The sequence below is a fragment of the Streptomyces sp. NPDC007971 genome (genome assembly GCF_042958635.1).
In the GTDB taxonomy this organism is placed as follows: Bacteria; Actinomycetota; Actinomycetes; order Streptomycetales; family Streptomycetaceae; genus Streptomyces.
Genome location: NZ_JBIBJK010000003.1, coordinates 482991 through 506590 on the forward strand (window position 1 = coordinate 482991; position 23600 = coordinate 506590).

The 23600-nt window shown below is 72.5% G+C and carries 17 protein-coding genes; 9 read left to right on the plus strand and 8 right to left on the minus strand.

All coding sequences use genetic code 11. The features are described 5' to 3' along the window. The first annotated feature begins 53 nt into the window (after nucleotides 1–53). From ACFZCP_RS08975 to ACFZCP_RS08990, 4 genes are all read left to right on the plus strand, one after another. Complete coding sequence (locus tag ACFZCP_RS08975) at nucleotides 54–1547, plus strand: MFS transporter (RefSeq protein WP_391425409.1); 1494 nt, start codon at nucleotides 54–56, stop codon at nucleotides 1545–1547. Further along, the gene (locus tag ACFZCP_RS08980; protein WP_362695769.1) at nucleotides 1544–2140 is read left to right on the plus strand and encodes a TetR family transcriptional regulator; all 597 of its coding nucleotides are present in this window, start codon (nucleotides 1544–1546) and stop codon (nucleotides 2138–2140) included. Before ACFZCP_RS08975 ends, ACFZCP_RS08980 begins: the two co-directional genes overlap by 4 nt. 284 nt (nucleotides 2141–2424) lie before the next feature. Continuing rightward, the gene (locus ACFZCP_RS08985; RefSeq protein WP_391425412.1) at nucleotides 2425–3408 is read left to right on the plus strand and encodes an aldo/keto reductase; all 984 of its coding nucleotides are present in this window, start codon (nucleotides 2425–2427) and stop codon (nucleotides 3406–3408) included. 52 nt (nucleotides 3409–3460) lie between these two features. Next, on the plus strand, nucleotides 3461–3955 hold the full coding sequence (locus tag ACFZCP_RS08990; protein ID WP_391425414.1) for a DUF6328 family protein: 495 nt from the start codon (nucleotides 3461–3463) through the stop codon (nucleotides 3953–3955). A 522-nt stretch (nucleotides 3956–4477) separates the two neighbouring features. On the opposite strand, the gene ACFZCP_RS08995 is transcribed toward ACFZCP_RS08990, so the two are convergent. From ACFZCP_RS08995 to ACFZCP_RS09030, 8 genes are all read right to left on the minus strand, one after another. Beyond that, nucleotides 4478–5131: a DUF2238 domain-containing protein gene (locus ACFZCP_RS08995; protein WP_391425416.1), complete on the minus strand. Its 654-nt coding sequence runs from the start codon at nucleotides 5129–5131 to the stop codon at nucleotides 4478–4480. A 149-nt stretch (nucleotides 5132–5280) separates the two neighbouring features. Continuing rightward, nucleotides 5281–6321 (minus strand): hypothetical protein, encoded by a 1041-nt coding sequence (locus tag ACFZCP_RS09000; protein ID WP_391425418.1) that lies wholly within the window; start codon nucleotides 6319–6321, stop codon nucleotides 5281–5283. 132 nt (nucleotides 6322–6453) lie between these two features. Beyond that, the gene (locus ACFZCP_RS09005) at nucleotides 6454–8088 is read right to left on the minus strand and encodes a protein kinase (RefSeq protein ID WP_391425420.1); all 1635 of its coding nucleotides are present in this window, start codon (nucleotides 8086–8088) and stop codon (nucleotides 6454–6456) included. Between the two features lie 502 nt (nucleotides 8089–8590). Next, a complete protein-coding gene (locus tag ACFZCP_RS09010; protein WP_391425422.1) occupies nucleotides 8591–9622 on the minus strand; it encodes a polyprenyl synthetase family protein in 1032 nt (343 codons plus the stop codon). Continuing rightward, nucleotides 9619–10659: a tetratricopeptide repeat protein gene (locus tag ACFZCP_RS09015; protein WP_391425423.1), complete on the minus strand. Its 1041-nt coding sequence runs from the start codon at nucleotides 10657–10659 to the stop codon at nucleotides 9619–9621. Before ACFZCP_RS09015 ends, ACFZCP_RS09010 begins: the two co-directional genes overlap by 4 nt. Nucleotides 10660–10814: 155 nt before the next feature. Further along, nucleotides 10815–11492 (minus strand): AIM24 family protein, encoded by a 678-nt coding sequence (locus tag ACFZCP_RS09020; protein ID WP_362695787.1) that lies wholly within the window; start codon nucleotides 11490–11492, stop codon nucleotides 10815–10817. A gap of 56 nt (nucleotides 11493–11548) precedes the next feature. Next, on the minus strand, nucleotides 11549–12823 hold the full coding sequence (locus ACFZCP_RS09025; RefSeq protein ID WP_391425425.1) for a CAP domain-containing protein: 1275 nt from the start codon (nucleotides 12821–12823) through the stop codon (nucleotides 11549–11551). A 485-nt stretch (nucleotides 12824–13308) separates the two neighbouring features. Continuing rightward, entirely contained in the window at nucleotides 13309–14535 is a 1227-nt protein-coding gene (locus tag ACFZCP_RS09030) for a serine hydrolase (protein ID WP_391425426.1), read from the minus strand. Between the two features lie 304 nt (nucleotides 14536–14839). On the opposite strand from ACFZCP_RS09030, the gene ACFZCP_RS09035 reads away from it, so the two are divergent. The 5 genes from ACFZCP_RS09035 (at nucleotide 14840) to ACFZCP_RS09055 (ending at nucleotide 23526) form a co-directional block, all read left to right on the plus strand. After that, nucleotides 14840–16624 carry a M4 family metallopeptidase gene (locus ACFZCP_RS09035; protein WP_391425428.1) on the plus strand — a complete coding sequence of 595 codons (1785 nt, stop codon included), beginning with the start codon at nucleotides 14840–14842 and terminating at the stop codon, nucleotides 16622–16624. Nucleotides 16625–16791: 167 nt separating this feature from the next. After that, nucleotides 16792–17979: an ROK family protein gene (locus tag ACFZCP_RS09040; protein WP_391425429.1), complete on the plus strand. Its 1188-nt coding sequence runs from the start codon at nucleotides 16792–16794 to the stop codon at nucleotides 17977–17979. Nucleotides 17980–18016: 37 nt separating this feature from the next. Next, complete coding sequence (locus ACFZCP_RS09045) at nucleotides 18017–19810, plus strand: carbohydrate-binding protein (protein ID WP_391425431.1); 1794 nt, start codon at nucleotides 18017–18019, stop codon at nucleotides 19808–19810. A 120-nt stretch (nucleotides 19811–19930) separates the two neighbouring features. Beyond that, entirely contained in the window at nucleotides 19931–22285 is a 2355-nt protein-coding gene (locus tag ACFZCP_RS09050) for a glycoside hydrolase N-terminal domain-containing protein (protein ID WP_391425433.1), read from the plus strand. 26 nt (nucleotides 22286–22311) lie between these two features. Further along, complete coding sequence (locus tag ACFZCP_RS09055; protein WP_391425526.1) at nucleotides 22312–23526, plus strand: GDSL-type esterase/lipase family protein; 1215 nt, start codon at nucleotides 22312–22314, stop codon at nucleotides 23524–23526. Nucleotides 23527–23600: the final 74 nt, after the last annotated feature.

A 23600-nucleotide genomic window follows, 5' to 3' on the forward strand; every position in this document is an offset into this window, starting at 1 on the left:
CGGTAGGGTGAATTGTTATTCACCTCGTCACCGTGCCGCCCGCAGGAGCGCCGATGGACCAGCCCGCCCCCATATCCCAGCCGCCCCTCACCGGCACCCTGCCGCCCCGGCTGCGGGACCGCCTCACCATCCCCGTGCTGGCGTCGGGCGGCATCCTCATGGCGGTCATGCAGACCGTGGTCGTCCCGCTCCTGCCGGACCTGCCCCGGCTGACCGGCTCCTCGGCCGCGGCCGTCTCCTGGACGGTCACCGCGACACTGCTGTCCGGAGCCGTGCTCACCCCCGTGCTCGGCCGGGCCGGGGACATGTACGGCAAGCGCCGGGTGCTCACCGCCGCCCTCGGCCTGATGACGGCCGGTTCGGTGATGTGCGCCCTGACCTCCGACATCGGCGTGCTCATCACCGCCCGCGCACTCCAGGGCGCCGCCGCCTCCGTCGTGCCGCTCTCGATCAGCATCCTGCGCGACGAACTCCCGCCCGAGCGCCGGGGATCGGCAGTGGCCCTGATGAGTTCCACGGTCGGCATCGGCGCCGCCCTCGGCCTGCCGCTCGCCGCCCTCGTCGTCCAGTACGCCGACTGGCACACCATGTTCTGGCTGACCAGCGCCCTGGGCGCGCTGGGTGTCACGGCCACCTGGTGGGCGGTCAAGGAGTCGCCCGTGCGGGAGCCGGGCCGCTTCGACGTCCTCGGCGCGCTGGGCCTGGCCGCCGCCCTGGTGTCCCTGCTCCTCGGCGTCTCCCAGGGCGGGCAGTGGGGCTGGGGCAGTCCCCGCATCCTCGGGCTGTTCCTCGCGGCCGCCGGCGTCCTCGCCCTGTGGTGGCGGCAGCAACTGCGCGCCGAGCGGCCGCTGGTCGACCTGCGCCTGGTCACCCGGCCGAGGGTCGGCCTGTCCCATGTGGCGGCCCTGCTCACCGGGTTCGCCTTCTACGCCAACTCGCTCGTGACCGCCCAGCTCGTGCAGGCGCCCAAGGCCACCGGATACGGCCTCGGGCTGTCGATCGTCGCCACCGGTCTGTGCCTGCTGCCCGGCGGCGTCACCATGCTGCTCTTCTCGCCACTGTCCGCCCGCATCTCGGCCGCACGCGGCCCGCGCATCACCCTCGCCCTCGGCGCCGCCGTCATCGCCTGCGGGTACGCGGTCCGCATCGCCGACAGCCGCGACCTGTGGATGATCATCCTGGGCGCCACGGTCGTGGCGACCGGCACCACCCTCGCCTACTCGGCGCTGCCGACCCTGATCCTGCGCGCCGTCCCGGCCGGCCAGACGGCCTCCGCCAACGGCGTCAACGTCCTGATGCGCACCATCGGCCAGGCCACCTCCAGCGCCGCCGTCGCCGCCATCCTCGTCCACCACAGCAGCCCCCTCGGCGGCGTCCCGGTGCCCACGCTGCACGGCTATCTGCTGGCGTTCGCGATGGCGGGCGCGATCGCCCTGGCCGCGTGCGCCGCGGCCCTGTCGATCCCCGGCGACACGCCCCGCGGCGACATGCGCCGAGCCCGGGGGGCCACCCGGGGCGCCCGGGACGAGGCGATGGAGGGAGCATGAGCACCGTGAGCACCCCTTCCGTCCCCGCGGCGCCCGTCCCCGCGCGCCGTGACGCCGAGTCCACCAAGGCGTCCATCCTCAAGGCCGCCCGCTACCTCCTGGCCCGCCACGCGCACGCCGACATCACGCTCAAGGCGGTCGCCGAGCGGGCCGGTGTCAGCCCGCCGCTGATCCTGAAGTACTTCGGCAACAAGGACACCCTCTTCGCCCGCGTGATGTCCTTCGACACCGATGCCGACGACCTGCTGGATGCGCCCCTTTCGGAGCTGGGCCGCCACATGGTCCGCCATGTGCTGGACAGCCAGTGCGAGCGCGGCGCCGACCCGCTGCTGCGCATCGCCTTCGCGCCCCTGCACGGCGACCATGGCGACGTGCTGCGCGCCAACTTCCGCGCCCAGGTGACCGAACGCCTCGCCGGCCGCCTCGCCGGCCACGACGCCGGACTGCGCGCCGAACTCGCCGTCGCGGCACTCGTCGGCCTCGGCGTCATGTACGGCATCGCGCGCGGCCCGCACCTGCGCGAGACCGGCATCGACACCATCGCCGACCGCTACGGCCCCGTCGTACAGGAACTGCTGACGCCCGTCGGCTGAGCCGTCCCCGCTCCGGGGCCCGCCGGTTGCGCCCGGACGTCGGCGAGGAACGCCCTCTGCGCGCCCGATCGGTGAGAGAGCCCACGGCGGCCGAAGGGCGCCCGACTTCCGCCGAACGCAGGGACGTTGTTGCTGCACGGACGATCGGCCGTGCGCGCCGTGCACCCTCCGGCGATCCCCGGCCGTCCGGCAAAATCCGCCGCCCGTGCGGGTGAGACACAGCCGGACGGCCCGCCGGAGCGAGCCGTTCCGCCGGGTGCGCGGCCGGATGACAGACTGGCGCCATGGACGAACGCACAATGGGCAGATCGGGTCAGCGGGCATCAGTCGTCGGTCTCGGCACCTGGCAGCTGGGTGCCGACTGGGGCGACGTGGACGACAAGCAGGCCCTGTCCGTCCTGGAGGCGGCGGCCGAGGCGGGGGTCACCTTCTTCGACACGGCCGACGTCTACGGCGACGGGCGCAGCGAGTCCTCCATCGCCGCCTTCCTGGGCGGCCGGCCCGACCTGCACGTGCTGGTGGCGACCAAGATGGGCCGCCGGGTCGCGCAGATCCCCGAGAACTACGTCCTGGACAACTTCCGTGACTGGACCGACCGGTCCCGCCGCAACCTCGGCGTCGACCGCCTCGACCTGGTGCAGCTGCACTGCCCGCCCACCCCCGTCTACTCCTCCGGCGAGGTCTTCGACGCCCTCGACACCCTGGTCGCGGAGGAGCGCGTCGCGGCCTACGGCGTGAGCGTGGAGACCTGCGCCGAGGCGTTGACCGCGATCGCGCGGCCTGACGTGGCGAGCGTGCAGATCATCCTCAACCCGTTCCGCATGAAGCCCCTGTACGACGTGCTCCCGGCCGCGCAGGAGGCGGGAGTCGGCATCATCGCGCGCGTGCCGCTCGCCTCCGGCCTGCTGTCGGGCAGGTACACCAGGGACACGGTGTTCGCGGCCGACGACCACCGCACCTACAACCGGCACGGCGAGGCCTTCGACCAGGGCGAGACGTTCTCCGGCGTCGACTACGCCACGGGCGTCGAGGCGGCCGCGGAGTTCGCCGCGCTCGCTCCCGAGGGGTACACCCCGGCGCAGCTGGCCCTGCGCTGGATCGTCGAGCAGCCCGGCGTGACCACCGTCATTCCCGGCGCCCGCACCCCGGAACAGGCCCGCGCCAACGCCGCCGCGGCCAAGCTCCCGCCGCTGCCCGCGCAGGTGTTCACCGCGATCCGCGGCCTGTACGAGCGCCGGATCAAGGACCAGGTGGAGCACCGCTGGTAGCAGCCGGGGGACCCTCCGTTTGAACGAACGTCCCTACGGTTACCCGCACCGCATGAGCCAGGAGGCGCGGCGCAGGGGCCGCGACGAGAGCGAGGAGGAGCGGGCCGACCGGATGTGGGGCGAACTCATCCAGGAGGTCCGCGTCGCCCAGACCGGTGTGCAGATCCTGTTCGGCTTCCTGCTGACCGTCGTCTTCCAGGCGACGTACGCGCGGCTGCCCAGCGCCGACCACGTGATCTACATCGTGACCGTGATCCTCGGCGCATGCGCGACCGGCGCCCTCATCGGGCCGGTCTCCCTGCACCGCATGGTCGCCGGCCGCCGAGTCAAGCCGCAGGCGGTGCGGCTGGCCGCCCGGATGACCTTCATCGGCCTGGCCCTGCTGCTCGCGACCATGGCCTCGTCCCTGGTACTGATCCTCCGGGTGGCCGCCCCCGAGGGCCCGGTGGCCTGGCTGGTCGTACCCGTCGTCGTCTGGTACCTGCTGTGCTGGTACGGCATGCCCCTGTGGGCACGCCACCGGCACACCGGCCGGCCGGACGACTAGGAGTGCGCGCACGGGCGCTTGCGCCCGATTTCGGCGGAGGCGGTGCGACAGACGACGACCTCGGCCGTCCCCGCGGGATCACCACGGGCCGACCACGGCGGCTGCCGGACGACATCGGCGTGGAAACGGCATACGGCAACGGCGTGCTGACGGCATGCGGCACGGTGTGCTGACGGCATGCGGCAACGGCGTGATGCGCGCGGGTCGTCGGCGGCGCGGCATCCGGGCCGCGCTCCAACCGACCTCGGCGGTGACCACCATGGGAGTGCTGCCGTCGGCCTGCGCGAGAAGGCCGCCGCCTGCGGCCCACAGCCCGGAGCGGCCACAGCCGGTCCACGCACTGGCAGGGCCGACATGGTTGGCCACGACGACGTGCAGGTTGAACCGCACATTGGCCGGGATGTCTGCAGGAACTCAGGTGAACTGGGCTGTAGCGATCTTCATGGAGCCCGGCATGCCAGCCCACCGTACCGATGCTCGCCAGGGGTGCTGCCGGACGCCTCGCGAGGGAAGAGTGAGGCCCTAGGCGGCCGTACGGGATGCGAGGGTGGTCAGTTGGCGGTCGTGGGCCCTGCTGAGGAGCAGCAGCGACACCACCGCCCCGATCAGGGCGCAGAACATGTCCCACTGTGTGTCCCACACATCGCCCTGGGTGGCGAGGAAGGCGTCCGCGCTCGACCCGCCGATCTCGGCGGCCGCCCACTCCAGCAGTTCGAAGAAGGCGCTGAAGGCCAGGCAGGCGCACACGGTGAGCGGGGCCAGCCAGCGGCTGCCGCGCAGCGGCGAGGTACGGCTGAGCAGTTCGCGGACGAGGACGGCCGGTACGAAGCCCTGCATCAGGTGCCCGAACCTGTCGTACGGATTGCGGGACAGGCCGAAGGCGTCCCGCACCCAGTCGCCCGCCGGTACCTGTGCGTAGGTGTAGTGGCCGCCGGCCGCGAGGACCAGCGCGTGCGCGGCCAGCAGGCCGCACAGCAGCCCGGTCAGCGGGAAGCGCCGCCACATCAGCACCACCAACGGCAGTCCGGCGAGCACCCAGAACGTCTCCAGGAACCAGGTCGTGCGGTCGTGCACGCCCCACGCCGAGACGGCGACGCCCACGGCCGCCACGGCCGCGAACAGGGCGGGCGGCACGCGGCGCGGCGTGGGAAGCGGGGCGTGGTGCACGGCGGTCATGGCGGGGCTCCTTGCCGGTGGTCTCGGTGGAGCCTCATCGTGGCGCCGGCCGGTCGGCGCGGGCATGAGTACCGCTACTCAGCCCGCCCTGGGGTCCCGTGCGCGCCCCTCGCGCCCGGCCGGAGCCGCCTCTGCCACGCCCGTGGCGTTCAGTCCCGCGGCTGGTGTCCACGGGTGCCGCGCAGCGCGGTCAGACAGGTGCCGATGGCCTGCTGGAGTTCCTCCAGGCGCTGGACCATGTCGTCCTCGTAGAAGTCCTGGGCGTCGTCGAAGGTCAGCTCCTCGAACGCCTTGGTCGCCTTCTGCAGGCTGCTGTAGAACTTCGTCCGCCGCTCCTGGACGCGCAGTTCGGGATCGGCCTCGACGGTCTCGGCGACGAGCGTCTTCATCGTGTCGTAGGCCTCGGTGGCCCACCCACCGGTGTCCTCGTCGTCCTCCAGCTCGTCGATCAGCGACAGATGGCGCTCTGCCTCCTCGCGCAGCGCGGCGGGTGCGTCCACGGTCTGCCCGGCCGGGGTCTTGATCTGGCCGGACTCGGCGATCTGCCGCACATAGCCGATCCGGTCGGCCGCCCGGCTCTCGGTGGCGACGGCCTTCTTCAGGTCGTCGGTGCGTACGACGTCCCGTGCCAGCTCGGCCTGGAGGTCCGGGTCCTCCTTGACCCGGTCCAGCAGGGCGGAGCGGGCCGCCCGTGCGGTCGAGGGATCGGCGAGGATCGCGGCGCGCAGCGCGGTCGGGTTCTCGGCGACCTCCAGGGCCTTGGTGGGGCGGATGCCCTCGGCCTCGGCGGCCTCGGCGATGGCGGTGCCGCGCTCGGAGGCGGCGCTGTTGCGGGAGACGTAGTAGCTCAGCCACATGTCGGCGTCGGGCAGTTCGGTCTCCTGGCCCGGCGCGAGCGCCTCGAAGTGCGGGACGAGACCGTCGTCGGCCGCACGGTCCCAGGCCTTGTAGTAGCGCATGACCCGCTCGGGGGAGCAGCCGGCCAGCTCCGCGAACTCCTTCGCCGACACCTTCGGTGTCCCACCGGCGGCCTGACCACCCGGCCGCACGCTGCGCGCCACCATCAGCGCGAAGGCCCAGCCTCCGGTGCGCGCGTAGACGCCGAACTCGCGCGCGTCGCGCGCCACGAGGTCGGACAGGGGTGCGGCGGCCGGGGCGGACGTCTCAGACGGGTCGATCGCAAGGGTCACGGATGACTCTCCTGGAGGCATGGCTCTACGGGATCGCACCCGGTGCGCGGGTGCAGACAGGAAGCCTATATGGCCCCATTGGCAATGCTTTGACGGCGCCGGTCCGGTCGGTGGGAACCGGCCGGACCGCCGTCAGGCGCCCGCCGGGCCGAAGGTGGCCAGGAAGGTCTTCAGGGCGAGCCGGTTGGCGGCGTCGTTCCAGGCCCCCGCCGGGGTGGTGAAGCGCAGCGAGAAGCCGCGGTGGCCGCCGAGGAGGAACCCGCGTCCGAGGGTGTGCTCCTGCGCCCCGCCGGTCCCCGACAGCCATTCCAGATCGGCGGCCTTGTGGCCCTGATAGGTGGTGGCGCGGATGGTGCCCACCCGCTGGTAGCCGGGGAGCTGCTCCAGCCCCGGTTCCACGTCGTCGCGCCAGACGGCGACCGGGTCCGGGCCGACGCGCTCGCTGTAGGTGACGGCGAGGGTGGGGGAGTCGCCGCTCGTGCCGAAGGTGGCGCGGTAGGCGTGATCGGTTCCGCGCGCCGTGGCGAGCCGCTTCCAGCCGCCCGGCAGTGCGACGGAGAAGCCCTCCGGGGCGGTGTAGCGGTGGTAGCCGGCAGGCAGGGTGGGGGAGGAGGTGGGGGAAGCGCCGGGGCCGGCGCCGGCACTCGGGCTGCCGCTCGGGGATGTGCTCGAAGATGTGCTCGGGGTGTTGTCGGGTCGGGGGCCCGGGGTGTTGTGCTCGGTCCGCTCGCCCGGTGTGGCGGTGGCGCTCGCCCGGCGTTCCGCGGAGCTGGCGGAGATGCCCGGCAGGTGGTGGGTCGCGGCCAGCACGGCGGCCGCGACGGTGAGGACGGCGAGGGCGGTCCCGGCGGCCATGACCCGTCTGCTCCGTCCCGGTCCGCCGAGCCCCACGGCCGCGTACGCGCCGCGCAGTCGGGGAGCCGGGGCGGGGGACCAGTCCTGGTCGGGGTCCTCGGCCAGGACCCGGGTCAGTCCCTCGCGCAGCACCGGCCGGCTCAGCCGCTCCAGGGAACTCTTGCGCAGCAGGCCCTGCACGGACTGGGTGAGCGGGCCGGTGCGCAGCGGTGCCCGCAGCGGCAGCCGGTCCACGGCCTTCAGGGTGGCGTCGGGGCGCCCGCGGTCACGGAAGGGCGGACGCCCCTCGACGGCCGTGTACAGGATCGCGCCCAGCGCCCACAGATCCACGGCAGGCCCGATGCGCTCGTCACGGGCCTGCTCCGGCGAGGCGTACGACGGTGCCGTGAGCCTCGGGACCAGGGTCGTGCCCGCCAGCCCGAACCCGGCGACCACGACCGAGCCGCCCTCGCGCACGAAGACCTGGCCGGGGCTCAGCTCGCCATGGGTGATGCCCTCGTCGTGCGCGGCCTGCAGGACATCGAGGATGTCGAGACCGAGCCGGGCCGCACGCACGGGGTTGAACGGACCTTCGCGGTCGAGGAGTTCACCGAGGGGCGCGCCGTCGATCCACTCCGTGACCGTCCACAGGGTGCCCGCCTGCACGACGGCGTCGACGACGGTGGCGACCTGGCCCGGGACGAGCAGGCGCATGATCTCGGAGGTTCGCACGACACGGGCCGTCGCGCGGCGGCTGGTGTCCTCGTCGCAGGGCTCCGGGAGGGCGGTCTGCGCCACCAGACGGGGCCGGCCGGCCGTCACGTCCTCGGCGTACCACCACAGACGGTTGGTCTCCCGGGCGAAGACGTCCAGGAGCCGGTATCGGCCGGCGACCAACTCGTGTGTGGAGACATGCGCCTTGACCATGGTCATCCTTCGCTGAAACCCCTGAATCGTCCTTTCCCAGGGGTACGCGGGGCGCGTGGGGGTGTGTTCAAAGAATCGTCGACTCTGGCCCGTTCCTGCCTTTCGTTCAATTCTTCGAAAGGGCTTGAAGGTTTGGGATGGTGGCTCCCGCTCTGGCTTTGACCTGAGGGTAACCGACGGTAAGTGTTCGGGTGCCGGGGTGTTGTGGGGCGGCCGACCGAACCGGTTCGCCCGTCCGAGGAGATCCGCCTGCGTCGCCTGGCCCCGGCACGTCGACGAGCCCCCGCCGGGCGTTGACGCCGACCGGCGCCAACGCCTGCCGACCGGCGCCACTGCTTGTCGACCGGCGCCACTGCTTGCGGGGCCGCACCTCCGCTTGCCGGACCGCGCCACCGCCTTCCTCCTGTGCCCTACTCGTCGGCCCGTGCCCCTGCGGGCGAACGGCGCCGCGAGGCCGGGGCTCGGCAGCGTGGGGCGGCACGGCTTCGGCAAGCGGCGGCTCACGCGTTCACAGCTCGCGGCCCACCAGGAAGTCCAGCAGGGCGCGCAGTTCGCCGGCGGCACCGGCGGCCACGGGCAGATCCGCGAACAGGGTCCGTGCGGCGGCCGTGTGTGCCCTGGCCTCGGCCAGCGCGGCCGCCCGTCCGCCGGCCTCCTCGATCAGCGCGGCGGCCTCCTGCGTGTGTGCACCGGAGTCCAGGAGCGCGGGCAGGCGGCGGGCCTCGGGGGAACCGAGCGCGGCCAGGACCGGGTAGGTCTTCTTGTGTTCGCGCAGATCGCCGCCGACGGGCTTGCCGGTGACGGCCGGATCGCCCCAGATGCCCAGCACGTCGTCGACCAGCTGGAAGGCGACGCCCAGATGGCGCCCGGCGCGGTCCAGCGCGGTGACGACCGGCTCCGGAGCCCCGCCGAGCGCGGCCCCCAGCGCGGCGGCGCAGCCCAGCAGCGCGCCGGTCTTGTGCTCGGCCATCGCCCGGTACTCCTCGGGCGTCACCCGCTCGGGCCCGCCGAAGGGCCGTGCGGCGAACAGCAGATCGTCGGCCTGTCCGCGCACCAGATCCGCCAGGGCCGTGGACAGCAGGCGCACGGCGCCGGGCCCGCCCGGCGCTGCGGCGAGGGTTTCCACGGCGAGTGCGAACAGGGCGTCCCCGGCGAGCACCGCGGGACCCGTGCCGTACGCCTTCCACACCGCGGGGCGCCGGCGCCGCGTCGCGTCGCCGTCCATGATGTCGTCGTGCAGCAGCGAGAAGGCGTGCACCAGCTCCACCGCGACCGCCGCCGGGACCCCGGCCCGCCCGTCGGCGCCCGCCGCCTCGGCGCCGAGCACCGCCAGTGCCTGCCGCACGCCCTTGCCGCCCGGCGCGGCGACGGGCGCGCCGCCGACCTCGCACCAGCCGAAGGAGTACCCGGCCATCTCCGCCACCCAGGGATGCAGCCGCCCGACCGCCTCCGTCAGTGCGGGACGCGCCAGCTCCCGGCAGCGGCCGAGGACGTCGAGTGCCGACGGCGGCGCCTGCACCGCGGGGGAGAGCGCGTTCACCGGGCCACCTCCGCGTCCAGGCCGAACTCCTCCTGCGCCCGGGTCACCATCTGGCGCGCGTGCCGCAGCCCGCTGCGCTCCAGCACCTGTGCCAGGTCGGCGAGTTCGGCCGCCGTCTCGGCCCGGTCGCGGCCCAGCTGGGCCAGTGCCTTGGCGAGGCCGAGGCGGGAGAGCGCCTCGCCGCGCGGTTCGCTCATCGCCCGGAACTCCTCGAGGGCCAGCCCGTACATCTCCCGGGCCTCGGCGTAACGCCCGGACCGGTAGAGGACGTTGCCGCGCATCTTGTGGTTGTAGGCGAGCGCGCTGGTGAGGTTCATCGTGCGGCAGGTGGTCTCGGCCCGCGAGAGCAGCTCCAGCGCCCGCTCGGTGTCCTTGTCGCGGACCGAGAGCACGTCGGCGAGTCCGCGCAGCGCCCAGGCGTGGCCGCGCCGGTCGTCGGCCCGCTCGGCTATCTCCGCAGCCTCCTCGAACAGTGCGTACGCACCGTCGTAGTCCCCGGTGTTGCGGTGCATCTGCGCGATGCCCTCCAGGGCCCACACGGTGTGCCGGGCCTCCCCGCGCCGGCGGGCCTCGGCCAGCAGCTGCTCGTGCAGCCGGCCGACCGCCTCGTAGTCGCCCTGGATACGGCCGGTCTCCGCGAGTCCCGCCAGCGAGTAGCCCCGGACAACGATGTCTCCGCCGCGCTCGCCGAGTTCGGCCGCGAGCCCGAGCAGCCGCCAGGCGAGCGGGAACGCCCCGCGCTGCCGGGCGAGGGTGCCTCCGCTCCACAGCGCCCATGCCATCGCGCCGGTGTCCCCGGCCGCCCGGGCGGACCGGTAGCTCGCCTTCCAGGCCCGGTCGGCCTCCCGTACCTGGCCGAGCCGTCGGTGCGCCTCGGCGACGGCGAGCCCGCAGCGCGCCGCCTCCTCGGGCCGGCCGGACCGTTCGGCCTCGCGCAGCCGTTCGGTGCCCTCGGCCAGCACATCGACCAGCGAGGAGTTCACGGACAGGGTGGTCAGGGCGCCCTGGTACTCCGGGGCGAAAGCCTTGCCGTACATGCATGCCCTTCTATAAACGATGTGTATAGATGGTGTGTATAGTGCGTCGAAAATGGAGCCCTGGCCCGGAGGCCAGGGCTCCGTTCTGTTGTCGGTCAAGACGCGGGCATGCCGAAGCAGGTTGCCTGTGAGGCGGAGATCACCTCACAGCCGGATCAGTGCTGCTGGACCTTCTGCGGGGTCGCCTCGCTCGGCCGCACCACGACGTGTCCCTCGCCCTGGAGCATCAGCTGCACGGCCTCGCCGGAGCCGCCGCGCAGCATCGAGCCGATGGACTGCGAGCGGTGCAGCGAGGTCTGCAGGTGCGCACTCCAGCCGACCACCGCGTCCGTGTCGACGTACACCGGGTACTGCGGCGAGACCGGGATGACCAGCGGGTTGCCCTCGCAGGCCAGGCCGAGCCTGCCCTGTCCGCTGAACACGCTGTTGAACAGACCGCCGCCGGCGATGCCCGAGCCCTTCACCGTCTTGATCTCGTACGACAACGACGGATCGAAGCAGAGCACGTTGCGTCCGTTGACGGTGAACTGGTCGCCGGGCTCCACGTCGAGCACGAAGCAGTTCTGCGCCTCGTGCGCGAACCAGACCTCGCCCTGCCCGCGCACCGCCATCAAGGGCAGACCCTCGCCGGTGACCGCGCGCTTGAGCATGCCGCCGACGCCCTGGCCCTTGCGCTCGAACTGGAGGTTGCCACGGTAGGCGATCATGGCGCCCTGGCGGGCGTACATCTCGCCGTTGACCGTGTACTTGATGCACTTGGCGTTCTCGATGGTCATGCCCGGCTCGGCGGCCGGCTGCACCATGTGCGCACTGGAGAAAAGATCACCCTTCATGCCCGGCATGGTGGCCCGGAGCCTGCCATTCCGCCAAGATCGCGGAAGGTAACCGTTCAGCCACCGAACAGCTGGGCCCAGTAGGTGCCCGCCCGGCCCCCGCCGGTGAAGCCGACACCGAGGTGGGTGAACTCCGGTTTGAGGATGTTGGCGCGATGGCCCAGGCTGTTCATCCAGCCGTCCACCACCTCGGCGGGGGAGCGCTGTCCGCAGGCGATGTTCTCGCCGATCGTGGACCGGCGGGAGCCCGCGGCGGCTGCCCGGTCCCAGGGCTCGCTGCCCTCCGGGGAGGTGTGCGCGTAGAAGTCGCGGGCCACCATGTCGGCGCAGTGCGCCTGGGCGGCCGTGGCGAGCAGCGGATCGGCCGCCAGCGGCAGCAGTCCGGCCCGTGCGCGTTCGGCGTTGGTCAGGGCGAGGACCTCGGCGGCCGTGCTCGACAGCGCGCCCCCGGTGAGGGGCCGGGCCCACAGCGCGGTCCAGTACCGGTCGCCCGCGTCGGCATGGGCCAGTGCGGCATGGGTGAAGGCCGGGTCGAGAAGGGTGCGTCGGGCCTGGCTCGTGCGCAGGCAGTAGTCGAGGAACTCGGCCGGGGTGCGCGGACCGGAGACGAGGTGCTCGCCGACCGTGATGTACGCGTATCCGGCGGCACTGATCCGCTGATGGACCGACACGCCGTCCGGCCCCTCCGCGGCGAGCCGGCCCAGGACCGCCATCGCCGAGGCGTGCGCCTGTGCCGCGGAGGCCAGACGTGCGTCCGGGGTGACGGGCGGGTGCCCGGCCTGCGCGCGGGCGGAGTTGACCAGGCCGAGGAAGCCGTCGGCGTCCGGGGCGGACCGGGGCGGCGCCCCCTCGTCGGCGACGGTCACCCCGAAGTCCCGGGCCAGCCCCGCCAGCCCGTCGGCGTATCCCTGCCCGATCGCCCGCAGCCTCCAGCCGGTACCCCGCTGATACAGCTCGGCGAGCAGCAGCACGGTCTCCGGTCCGGGGCGCGCCGGAGCGAACCTGGCCACCGTGCGGCCCGAACGCTCGCCGACCTCCAGCCGGGGCGCGGGCAGAGTTCCGAGCGGTGTGCCCGGATCGGCCGCGCTGACCACCACGGTGACCCGGACGGCGCCGGGCCGCAGCCGTGCCGGATCGACGTACAGGGCATCACCGCGCAGCCGGACTCCGGACGCATCCGGCTGGTTGTAGAACACGAAGTCGCCGTCCCCGCCGACCTTCCCGTCCCCGTCCGTGACGAGGGCGGACACGTCGAAGGGCCCGGCGACCCGCAGCCGCAGCTCACCACCGGGCAGGGCCGTATTGCCCCCGGGAACCAGGTCGCTCGTCACACCAACGAGAACGCACGCCAGGGGCCGCCGAGTTCCAGCACCTTCTGCCCGCCCCCTCCCCACCCCCACCGGACAGCGCCCCTGACACTCTCCACTTCCGACCAAACAGGGGAATACCCCACCTGAACGGCGACGGGGAACCACGCGACCGGCCCCCACGCCCCACACGTGACAGCGAGACCGACAAGCCTCCGCCTTCCAGCCGAACGGCGCGCGGCCCAACCGAAGGGGGCGCGGGGAACTGCGCGACCGGCACCCACGACCCGCACCTGACGACGAGACCCCTACTCCTTGTCCTCCCGGCCAAACGACGCGATGCCCCACCTGAAGGGGCGCGGGGAACTGCGCGACCAGCCCCCACGACCCGCGCCTGACAGCGAGGCCGATACTCCATCGCCTCCCGGCAGACGGCGCGAAGCCCAACCGAAGGGGGCGCGGGGAAGTGCGCGACCGGCACCCGCTGCCCGCAGCCGGCGACGAAACCCCTACCCCGCCGCGTCCTGCCCCTCACCGGCCGAGCCGTGCAGCCCCCCGCAGAACGCCGCCTCCAGCACCCCCGCCAGCGCACCCAGCACCTCCCCGTTGTTGGAGGTGTTCGCGACGGCAGTCACCGCCCGTTGCCCGTCCTGCGTGGCGAACGCGTACGTGTAGTAGCCCTGCACCGTGCCCGTGTGCCCGTACACCGCGATCCCACAGGACAGGTCACGGCGCCGCAGCCCGAGCCCGTACGACGTCGTGCTGTCGACCCGGACGAACCGCTCCATCTCCGCGAGCCGTGCCGAGGACATCAGCTTCCCGCCGAGCAGCGCGGAGTAGAAGGTGTTCAGGTCCTGGGCGCTGGAGATGATCGCACCCGCGCTCTGTGCCCAGGACACCGTCTGCTCGGTCGCGTCGACCGGCTCGGTGCCGGGCGTGTCCGGGGTGAGGTACCCGTGCGCGTACCGGCCCGGGATCCGGGTGTCGGGGTGGACGTAGAAGGTGTCGCGCAGCTTGAGCGGCTCGACGATGCGGTCCTCGTACTCGGTCGCCACGGAGTGTCCCGTGAGCTTCTCGATGAGCAGGCCGGCGACGACGAAGTTGGTGTTCGAGTAGGAGTAGGCGGCGCCGGGCTCGTTGGTGCGGGGCTTCTGCAGGGAGAGCGCGACCAGCTGCTGATAGGTGAAGACCTTGTTCCGCACCGCCTCGAAGCCGTCCACGCTCCGGGCGAACATGTCCTCGGTGTAGTCGTACAGGCCGCTGCGGTGGCTCAGCAGGTGCCGGACGGTGATGCGGTCGTCCGGCAGCAGCCCGGGCAGATAGCGGTCGACCGGGGCGTCCAGGTCCAGCCGGTGCTCGTCGGCCAGCTGCAGCAGGACGACGGTGGAGAAGGACTTGGTGACGCTGCCGATGCGGAAGCGGTCGTCGGCGCCGATGCTCCGGCCCGTGCCGCGGTCGGCGAGTCCCCGGGTCACCCGGTAGGTGCTGCCGTGGTCGTCGATCCGGGCCAGCGCACCGGGCGCGCCGTCCGCCACCACCGTGCGCAGTGCCTCGTCCAGGCCTGCGACGTCGGGCGTCGGAAGTGCGGCCGGCGGCGCGGGGGCATGCGCCGGCGCGGGGGCGAGGGCCGTCGCCGGGGCGTGGACCGCGGCGGTCGCGGCCCGTGCCGGAACCATCAGCAGTGACAGGGCCACCGCCCCGAGTACCGCGGTCCTGGCCACCGTTGCTGAGACCATCCGGCTCCCACTCCCATCGCGACGGTTTCTGATGCGATTTCGGTCACATTCCGGCCTGGGAACCTAGGCGATTGAGGCAACGTCTCCACAGTCGACACACAGTTGGTCATCCTGCGATCACTCTATGGCGCCCATTTGCAAAGGATTGCCATAGAAGGTCGCGAAATGGATCATTCCATCTTTACGCGTGCATGACTCATCCGTAAGGGTGAGCGCCCTGGGGCCCGACCAGCCCCCATGGCGCTCAACGGCGTCATGCCTCAAGGCGGTTGGTGATCCGGCTGCCTTCCAGTGAAGGAGATCTGTGCGTAGACCGCACATACGCAGCGTTGCCGTTGCCGTCGCGGTGACGACGGCTGCCACGGGCCTGGCCGGTACGGCCTTCGCAGGCCCCTCCCGGGGGGTGGAGCGGTCCGCCGCCTCCGCCGCCACGAGCGCCGACGCGGTGGTGGAGGCGGCGCAGGTCGCGGCCTTCACCCACGCGACGGCCACGGGCGTGTCGAAGGGCGACGAACTCCACGCCCAGGACGTGATGGTCGACCCCGAGGGTGCGCGCCACGTCCGTTTCATCCGTACCCACAACGGAATGCCGGTGCTCGGTGGCGACCTCATCGTCCACCTGAACCGGCAGCTGGCCTACACGGGCGCCACCAGCGCGGCCGCCCACGCGGTCAAGCCTGCCGCCACCAAGGCCAAGCTCACCGCGGACCAGGCCGCGTCGAAGGCCGCCCAGGTCGCCAAGGGCGACGCGGGCAGCGCCGAGCTGGTGGTGGACGCCCGCGGCGGCTCCGCCGCCCTCGCCTACCAGGTGACGGTGACCGACGACGGCACCTCCAGCACCGTGGTCATCGACGCCCTCACCGGCAAGGTGCGCAGCAACACGCCCGACGCGGACGAGTTCCTGTCGCCGAAGCTGCTCGACGCCATGCGCAAGCGCGGCGAGAGTGCCGACCCGGCCACCGGCACCGCCGCCCCGGCCGCCGCCGGCCTGCTCGGCTCGGGCGCCTCCGGCGCCACGAGCTACCCGGCGACCGCGCACGGCACCGGCAAGACCCTCTTCGTGGGCACCGTCGGCCTCACCACCACCGCGACCTCGCGCGGCCACTACCAGCTCAAGGACCCGAGCCGGTACGGCACCGAGACGCGTGACGCCAAGGGCTCCTACACGGAGAAGTTCAGCGCGGGCTCGAAGTTCACCAACACGACCGACGTGTGGGGCAACGGCCAGACCACCAGCCGTGCCAGCGCCGCGGCGGATGCCCAGTACGGCATCACCAAGACGCTGGACTTCTACAAGAGCACCTTCGGGCGCAAGGGCATCGCCAACAACAGCAAGGCCGCCCAGGGCATGGTCCACTGGGGCAAGAAGGTCGCGAACGCCTTCTGGGACCCGACCTGCAACTGCATGCTGTACGGCGACGGCGACGGCGACATGTTCAAGAAGCCGCTGGTCGTCCTCGACGTCACCGGTCACGAGCTGACCCACGGTGTGGTCGACGCCACCGCCAAGCTGGAGCCGACGTACGTCGACCCGCAGGGCAACCAGTACGGCGAGCCCGGTGCGCTGAACGAGTCGCTGGCGGACATCTTCGGCTCCAACGTCGAGTTCTACGCCAAGAACACCAAGGACACGCCGGACTACCTGATCGGCGAGAAGCTGGGCCTGGCCCAGAAGTTCCTGCGCCGCCTCGACCACCCCTCGCTCGACAAGCTCGAGGGCACGGTCGACTACTGGAAGCCGGAGGTGTACTCCACGGAGGTGCACGCCGGTTCCGGCGTCTCCTCGCACGCCTACTACCTCCTCGCGGAGGGCAGCGGCAAGAAGACGATCAACGGTGTCAACTACGACTCGCCGACGTACAACCACGCGACGGTCAAGGGCATCGGCCGCACGAAGGCCACCGCGATCTACTACCGTGCGCTCACCCGCTACATGGTCTCCACAACCGACTTCCACGACGCGCGCGTCGCGACGCTGAAGGCGGCCAAGGACCTGTACGGCGCGAGCAGCACCGAGTACAAGACGGTGGACAAGGCGTGGGCCGCGGTCAACGTGACCGCCGCCAACACGCCGGCCTCCCGCCACTGACGGACGGCCGCACACCAGCACCACCGGATGCCCCGCCTTGCGCGGGGCATCCGCATGTCCGGCGGACACCTGCCCGGGGGCGCCGCCCCGCAGGTCCGCAACTGCCCCCGCAACAACCCCTGTTTCTTTTATTGACAGCGGAAAATAATGGCCCTAGGTTCCCGGCCATGCGCTCGACCCCCGCCGCCGAGACGTTCCCGGCCCACACTCCGGCCGTCTCGCAGGTCTTCACGACCGTCCTCTCCCACGGCCCCCTGACCCGCCTGGACGCGGGCCGCCGGGCCGGGCTGTCCCCGGCCGCCGTCACCAAGGCCGTGCGCCCCCTGCTGGAGGCCGGCTACCTGGTGGAGGGCGCCGACGAGGAAGCCCGCCCCGCGCTGGGCCGGCCCGCCAGCCTGGTCCGGGTCAACGGCGAACGGGCGCTGTTCATCGGCGTCAAGGTGACGGGCGACGAACTGATCGCCGTACTGACCGACCTGTGCTGCCGTATCCGCCTCGCCCGGCGCGCCCCGCTGCCGGACCGGGCCAGGCGCAAGGTGCTGGCCGCGGTCGCGGACCTGGTCCACGAACTCCTCGCCCACGCCACCGAGTCGGGCGCCCCCGTCCTGGGGCTCGGCATCGCCGTCTCCGGCGACGTCGACCGCGCCGAGGGCGTGGTGCGCTACTCGCCCTTCCTGGAGTGGCGGGACGTTCCCCTGGCCCGACTCGCCGCCATGACCAGCGGGTTGCCGGTCACCGTCGACAACGACGTGCGCGCGCTGACCGTCGCCGAGCAGTGGTTCGGCGCGGGCGCGGGCCTCAGCGACTTCGCCGTGGTGACCGTCGGCGCCGGCATCGGCTGCGGACTCGTCGTCCACGGACGGGTGGTCGCCGGCGCACACGGCGTCGCGGGCGAGATCGGCCACGTCGTCGTCGATCCGGCGGGACCGACCTGCCACTGCGGCAACCACGGCTGTGTGGAGGCGATCGCCGGGGACGCCGCGATCGTGACCCGCATGCGCGAGGTGACGGGCCGCCCCGTCGCCGACAGCGCCGAGGCGGTGGCCCTCGCCCATCAGGGCGTTCCAGGGGCCCGCGAGGTCTACGCGCGGGCGGGGGAGGCGATCGGTCGGGGGATCGCCACCGTCGCCAACCTGCTCGGACCCGAACGCGTGATCATCTCCGGTGAGGGCCTGGCCGCCTACGACCTCTTCGCCGAGCACATCCGTGAGGCGTTCACCGCCGCCGCCTTCGGTTCGGCCGCGCAGTGCGACGTACAGACCCGCCCGCTCCCCTTCGAGGAGTGGGCGCGCGGCGCCGCGGCAGTCGCGATCCAGTCCTTCATCACCTCGACCCCCAGCAGCGGACAGGGCTGAGTGGCCCCGCCCCGAACCCACCCAGGAGGTACGGCCCATGCGGTCACCCTCGTACTCCGGCCTGCCCGCACGCGGGCTCGGCTGCGCCGTCGCCCTGGCCCTCACCGCGGGCCTTTCCACGTCCGCCGCGCCGGCGCGGGCGGCAACGGCTTCCGTGGCGGACAGGCCCTACATGGGCTGGTCCAGCTGGAGCATGCAGTCGTCCAAGTACCCCGGACTCAACCCGGACGGGGACTACAGCTACCTCACCGAGGCGAACGTCCTGAAGCAGACCGACGCCCTCGCCGCCAGGCTGAAGGCGTACGGCTACGAGTACGTCAACATCGACTCCGGCTGGTGGCGGGACAAGAACTGGAAACCGGAGTTCGACGCGTACGCGCGCCAGCAGGCCGACCCCGCCCGCTTCCCGCACGGCATGAAGGCGGTCGCCGACCACATCCACGCCAAGGGCCTCAAGGCCGGCATCTACCTGCCCGTCGGCCTGGAGAAGGAGGCCTACGGCGACGGCAGGGTGCCGATCCGGGACGCCGACGGCTGCACCACCGCCGACATCGTCTACGGCGACCTGCGGACCACCAACGGCTGGGACAGCGCCTACAAACTGGACTTCTCCAGACCCTGTGCCCAGAAGTACGTCGACTCCCAGGCCCGGCAACTGGCCGACTGGGGCTACGACTTCCTCAAGCTCGACGGCGTGGGCCCCGGCTCGTTCAAGAGCGGCGACAACTACGACAACGTTGCCGACGTGGCCGCCTGGCAGAAGGCGCTGGCCGCCACCGGCCGGCCCGTCCACCTGGAGATCTCCTGGTCCCTGGACATCGGGCACGCCGCCGACTGGAAGAAGTACTCCAACGGCTGGCGCCTCGACACCGACGTCGAGTGCTACTGCAACACCCTGGTGAGCTGGGAGAACTCCGTCGACGACCGCTTCGACGACACCCCCGCCTGGACGAAGCACGCAGGCCCCGGCGGCTGGAACGACCTCGACTCCCTCGACGTCGGCAACGGCGCCATGGACGGCCTGACCCAGGCCGAACGCCAGACCTACGCCACCCTCTGGGCCGTCGCCAAGTCCCCGCTCTACACCGGTGACGACCTGACCAGGCTCGACGACTACGGCGTCAAGCTCCTCACCAACCGCGAGGTGATCGCCGTCGACCAGGGCGACACCCCGCCCGCCAAGCCGGTCACCGCCTTGGACCCTCAGCAGGTGTGGGCCGCGAAGAACCCCGACGGCGGTTACACCGTCGCCCTGTTCAACCTCGCCGACGCCCCCGCCGCCGTCACCGCCGACTGGTCCTCGCTCGGCTTCACCGGCCGGGCCGGCGTCCGTGACCTGTGGAACCACGAGAACCTCGGCTCCCACAGGAACGGAATCACCGAGGCACTGCCCGCCCACGGCTCCCGTCTGTTCACCGTCACCCCGCACGGCAGCGCCCTGCGCACCACCGGACACGAGGCCGAGTCCGCCGGCAACACGCTCGGCGGCAACGCCTCCGTCGCCGACTGTTCCGCCTGCTCCGGCGGCAAGAAGGTCGGCAACCTCTACCTCGGCGGCAGGCTCCGCTTCAACGACATCGTCGTCGACAGGCCCGGCACCTACCTGATCAAGGTCGCGTACGTCAGCGGCGACGCCCGCCCGGTGAACGTCTCGGCCGATTCCGGCAGCCCCGTGCGCCACAGGTTCCCCTCCACCGGCGACTGGGGAAGCGTGGAGACGGTGAGCGTGCCCGTGACCCTGCACGCGGGCACCAACACCGTCACCTTCGACAGCGGTTCGGACTATGCGCCCGACATCGACCGGATCGACGTTCCCGTCTCGCCGCGCTGACGCTCCGCCGGGAGCGCCGTTCGGGACCTGCGGGTCCACTGTGGCTGCTCGCGCTGTTCCCCGCGCCCCTGAGGGGCGCGCTGTACGCACCGACCCTCACCGCACAACCCGGAGCCTGTCATGGACCCCACAACCCCCAGCAGACGCGGATTCCTCGCCCTCGCCGCGGCCACCGGAGCCCTCGCCTCGCTGCCCGCCTTCACCGCCACGGCCGCCCCGCAGCGGCCCACGGCCACTCCCGCGCCCGACCCCCGCCACCAGCTGTGGTGGCAGGCGCCCGCCGACGAGCACTCGCTGATCCGGCAGGGCCTCCCCGTCGGCAACGGCCGGCTCGGTGCCCTCGCCACCAACGACCCCGGCCGGGAACTCCTGCTGCTCACCGACGCCACCCTGTGGACCGGCGGCCTCAACGACACGCTCGACCCCGACGGCCAGTTCCCCTACGGCCGCGAGGACTTCGGCTCCTTCACCCTCCTCGCCCGGCTCACCGTCGACCTTCCCGGCCACGACCTCGGTGCCGTCTCCGGCTACCGCCGCACCCTCGACCTCGCCCAGGGCGTGGTGACGACGTCATACGTCCGCTCCGGAGCGACGTACCGGAGGCAGCTGTTCGCGAGCCGCCCCGACGACGTCGTGGTACTGCACTTCACGCAGCAGGGCGGCGGCCGCTACACCGGCACCGTGACCCTGGAGGGCACGCACGGCGAGCGGACCACGAGCGCCACCTCCTTCGCGGGTTCCCTCGCCAACGGACTGCGCTACGGTGCCGCGATCACCGCCCGCGGCAGCGGCGGCACCGTCCGCGTCGACGGCACCCGTGTCACCTTCTCGGGATGCACGGAACTGACCGTGGTGGTCAGCGGCGGCACCGACTACGCGCCGGACGCCTCGGCCCACTACCGCGACCCCTCCCTCGACCCCGAGGCGCTCGCCCGCACCAAGGCCGGCGCCGCCGCCCGCCACTCGGCCGGCACACTGCTGCGCACCCACGTCGCCGACCACCACGCCCTCTACGGCCGCTTCGACATCCGGCTCGGCACGTCCTCGGCCGGGCAGCGCGCCCTGGACACCTGGGAGCGCATCCGCGCCCGCGCCCGCGACGGCGTGCCCGACCCCGAACTGGAGGCCTCCTACCTGCAGTTCGGCCGCTACCTGATGATCTCCGGCTCGCGCGGCAGCCTGCCCCTCGGCCTGCAGGGACTGTGGCTCGACGGCAACGACCCCGACTGGATGGGCGACTACCACACCGACATCAACGTCCAGATGAACTACTGGATGGCGGACCGGACGGGCCTGTCGCCCTGTTTCGACGCCTTCACCGACTACTGCGTCGCCCAGCTGCCCTCCTGGACCGACCTCACCAGGAGGCTTTTCAACGACTCCCGCAACCGCTACCGCAACTCCAGCGGGAAGAACGCCGGCTGGACGGTCGCCATCTCCACCAACCCCTATGGTGGAGGGGGCTGGTGGTGGCACCCGGCGGGCAACGCCTGGCTGTGCAACTCCCTGTGGGAGCACTACGAGTTCACCGCGTCGCGCACCCATCTGAGGAAGATCTACCCGCTCCTCAAGGGCGCCTGCGAGTTCTGGGAGGCCCGGTTGCTCACCCACACTCTGCCGGACACCGGCCAGGAGGTCCTCGTCGCCGACAGCGACTGGTCACCGGAACAGGGCCCCCTCGACGCCAAGGGCATCACCTACGCCCAGGAACTGGTCCGGGCGCTCTTCGGCAACTACCGCACCGCGGCGTCCGAGCTGGGCCGGGACGCCGAGTACGCCCGTACCGTCGGCGCGCTCCGCGACCGTCTCTACCTCCCGGTCGTCAGCCCGAAGACGGGCTGGCTGGAGGAGTGGATGTCCCCCGACAACCTCGGCGAGACCACCCACCGGCACCTGTCGCCGCTCATCGGCCTCTTCCCCGGCGACCGCATCCGGCCCGACGGCTCCACCCCCGCCGGCATCGTCGCCGGCGCCACCGCCCTGCTCACCGCCCGCGGTATGGACAGCTTCGGCTGGGCCAACGCCTGGCGCGCCCTGTGCTGGGCCCGGCTGAAGGACGCCGACCGGGCCTACCGGCTGATCGTGAACAACCTCCGTCCGTCGGACGGCGGCAGCAACGGCACCGCGCCCAACCTCTTCGACATCTACGAGGTGGAACAGGGCCGGGGCATCTTCCAGATCGACGCCAACTTCGGCACTCCGGCCGCCGTCGTGGAGATGCTGCTGTACTCCCGCCCCGGCCACCTGGAACTCCTGCCGGCCCTCCCGCACGCCTGGGCCGCCCTGGGTGCGCTCACCGGCGCAGGGGCCCGCGGCGGCTTCGTCGTCGACCTGCACTGGAGGGACGGGAAACCCACCGAGGTGCGGATCCGCAGCGTCGGCGGCACCATGACCTGCGTGGGGTACGCAGGAACGTCCCGGACGGTCCGCCTCGAGCCCGGCGAGTCCGTCACGCTCAAGGACTTCGCCCGGTGACCGCCCCACTGCGCCCCGCGCACCGTATGCGTCTGTGGCGCGTGGGCCGGATCGCCGCGGTCCTGCTCGCGGCCGTCGCCTGCCAGTCCGCTCCCGCCCGGGCCGTGGTCCGCGCTCCGCAGGCCACCGTACGGGCCCCCGGAACCGTCACCTGGGCGGCGAGCGCCGACCGCCTGGGCGAGGGTGCCGCCGACCGCGGGTACCGGCTCGTCGTGCACACCAGCGTCGCCGGAAGCGAGCTGCGCGTGCGGCTGTCCAACGCCTTCGGCGACCGCCCGCTGACCCTGGACGGCGTCCGCGCCGGCCTGCAGAGCGAGGGTGCAGCACTGCGGCCCGGCACCAACCGGCGGCTGACCTTCGGCGGGGCCGCTGCGGTCACCGTCCCGGCGGGCGCCTCCGTGTGGAGCGATCCGCGGCCCGGCAAGGTCCCCGCCGGCGCCAACCTGGTCGTCAGCCTCCACACCCCGGACGCGGCCGGTCCGGCGACCGGTCACGGGATGGCGATGCAGACCTCCTACCTCACCCAGGGCGACCACACCGCCGAGGACTCGGCGGCCGCCTGGACGGTCATGACGGGTTCCTGGTGGTACCTCGACGCCGTCTCGGTCCGCCCGTCGGACACCGCCACCGGCGCCGTGGCCGCGCTCGGGGACTCCGTCACCGACGGCTGGCAGTCCACCACCGACCTCGACCGGCGCTGGCCCGACTACCTCGCCCGGCGCCTGGACAGGGCCGGGACGCACGTCAAGGGGGTGGCCAACGAGGGCATCTCCGGCAACAAGGTCCTGGCGGACGGCGCCGGGCAGAGCGCCCTGCACCGGCTGGACCGCGACGTCCTGTCGCAGCCGGGCGTGCGCACCGTGTTCCTCTTCGAGGGGGTGAACGACCTCAAGGCGCACACCGGCGTCACCGCGGCCGATCTGATCGCCGGATACCGGGAGATCGTCCGGCGGGCGCACGCGGCCGGCAAGTGCGTGGTCGGCGCGACCGTCGGCCCGTTCAAGGGCTGGCCCGAGTTCGACCCGGCCGCCGAAGCCGTACGGCAGGAGGTCAACCGGTTCATCCGCGACAGCGGCGAGTTCGACGCGGTCACCGACTTCGACCGTGTACTGCGCAGCCCCTACGATCCCGAGCGGATCCTGCCCTTCTTCGACAGCGGCGACCATCTGCACCCCAACGACAAGGGGATGCAGGCCCTGGCCGACGCCGTCGACCCGGGCCGCCTCGACTGCACACGCTGAGACCCGGGGGCGGCCGGATCGCCCGGCCGTCCAGGTCCTCACGGCCGGCCGGACCGTCCAGGTCCTCCCGGCCG

Coding starts and splice junctions, on each gene's coding strand:
- ACFZCP_RS08975 (WP_391425409.1), top strand. CDS start 54: ATGGACCAGCCCGCCCCCATATCCCAGCCGCCCCTCACCGGCACCCTG.
- ACFZCP_RS08980 (WP_362695769.1), top strand. CDS start 1,544: ATGAGCACCGTGAGCACCCCTTCCGTCCCCGCGGCGCCCGTCCCCGCG.
- ACFZCP_RS08985 (WP_391425412.1), top strand. CDS start 2,425: ATGGACGAACGCACAATGGGCAGATCGGGTCAGCGGGCATCAGTCGTC.
- ACFZCP_RS08990 (WP_391425414.1), top strand. CDS start 3,461: ATGAGCCAGGAGGCGCGGCGCAGGGGCCGCGACGAGAGCGAGGAGGAG.
- ACFZCP_RS08995 (WP_391425416.1), bottom strand. CDS start 5,131: ATGACCGCCGTGCACCACGCCCCGCTTCCCACGCCGCGCCGCGTGCCG.
- ACFZCP_RS09005 (WP_391425420.1), bottom strand. CDS start 8,088: ATGACCATGGTCAAGGCGCATGTCTCCACACACGAGTTGGTCGCCGGC.
- ACFZCP_RS09015 (WP_391425423.1), bottom strand. CDS start 10,659: ATGTACGGCAAGGCTTTCGCCCCGGAGTACCAGGGCGCCCTGACCACC.
- ACFZCP_RS09020 (WP_362695787.1), bottom strand. CDS start 11,492: ATGAAGGGTGATCTTTTCTCCAGTGCGCACATGGTGCAGCCGGCCGCC.
- ACFZCP_RS09030 (WP_391425426.1), bottom strand. CDS start 14,535: ATGGTCTCAGCAACGGTGGCCAGGACCGCGGTACTCGGGGCGGTGGCC.
- ACFZCP_RS09040 (WP_391425429.1), top strand. CDS start 16,792: ATGCGCTCGACCCCCGCCGCCGAGACGTTCCCGGCCCACACTCCGGCC.
- ACFZCP_RS09045 (WP_391425431.1), top strand. CDS start 18,017: ATGCGGTCACCCTCGTACTCCGGCCTGCCCGCACGCGGGCTCGGCTGC.
- ACFZCP_RS09050 (WP_391425433.1), top strand. CDS start 19,931: ATGGACCCCACAACCCCCAGCAGACGCGGATTCCTCGCCCTCGCCGCG.
- ACFZCP_RS09055 (WP_391425526.1), top strand. CDS start 22,312: ATGCGTCTGTGGCGCGTGGGCCGGATCGCCGCGGTCCTGCTCGCGGCC.